The sequence below is a fragment of the Mesorhizobium sp. M7A.F.Ca.CA.004.04.2.1 genome (assembly GCF_004022825.1).
In the GTDB taxonomy this organism is placed as follows: Bacteria; Pseudomonadota; Alphaproteobacteria; order Rhizobiales; family Rhizobiaceae; genus Mesorhizobium.
Genome location: NZ_RZPH01001484.1, coordinates 1 through 987 on the forward strand (window position 1 = coordinate 1; position 987 = coordinate 987).

General features: G+C 62.9%; 2 pseudogenes. Both read right to left on the reverse strand.

The features are described from left to right. Positions 1-204: pseudogene (locus EN893_RS35565) on the reverse strand (acyltransferase); the annotation flags it as partial. A 113-nt stretch (positions 205-317) separates the two neighbouring features. Beyond that, positions 318-987, reverse strand: a pseudogene (locus EN893_RS35570) (AMP-binding protein); the annotation flags it as partial.

The following is a 987-nucleotide window of genomic DNA, read 5'->3' on the forward strand; positions in this document are numbered from 1 at the left end:
GACGAAGAAGATCTGGACGCCGACCCAGCCGGATTCGACCCAGGCGCCTATTGCCGGCTGCGGGGGAACGCCGCCCGTGGCGCGCGCCGAAACACCGTCCGGATACGCCCACACCCAGAAGCCATAGTGGTAGACCATGACCATGACGGCGGCGAGAAAGCGCAGGATGTCTACGCCACCAAATGTAATCTTCTGCTGAGCCATGCGACCTTTGTCGATGTCCCCCCGCGAACGACTTTAGGGTGCATTGCTGCGTCGCACAATAAAAGTATTGCTTGCCGATCGAAAAGGTCGTCCGCGGCCCACCCTTCAGTGGCTCAAAGTCCGATTCCGCGTTCCTTCAGGGCCTTGGTGATCTCGTCGAGGACGACCGGATCGTCGATCGTCGCCGGCATGGTCCATTCTTCCTTGTCGGCGATCTTCTGCATGGTGCCGCGCAGGATCTTGCCCGAACGCGTCTTGGGCAGGCGCTTGATCGTCACCACCGTCTTGAAGGCGGCGACCGGGCCAATGCGTTCGCGCACCAGACCGACCACCTCGTTCTCGATAGAGCCGATATCGCGGGTCACACCCGCATTCAACACCACGAAGCCCAGCGGAACCTGGCCTTTCATGGCGTCGGCAATGCCGATCACCGCGCATTCGGCGACATCGGGATGGGCCGAAAGCACCTCTTCCATGGCGCCGGTCGACAGCCGGTGGCCGGCGACGTTGATGATGTCATCGGTGCGAGCCATGACGTAGAGATAGCCGTCCTCGTCGACCATGCCGGCATCCGCCGTCTTGTAGAAGCCGGGGAACTCGTCGAGATAGGCCTGGCGGAACCGTTGATCGGCATTCCACAGCGTCGGCAGGCAGCCGGCCGGCAGCGGCAGTTTGATCACCACATTGCCCAGCGTGCCCCGCTGCACCTCATGGCCAGCATCGTCGAGCACGCGGATGTCGTAGCCGGGCATCGGCACGCCGGGCGAGCCGTATTTCACCGGC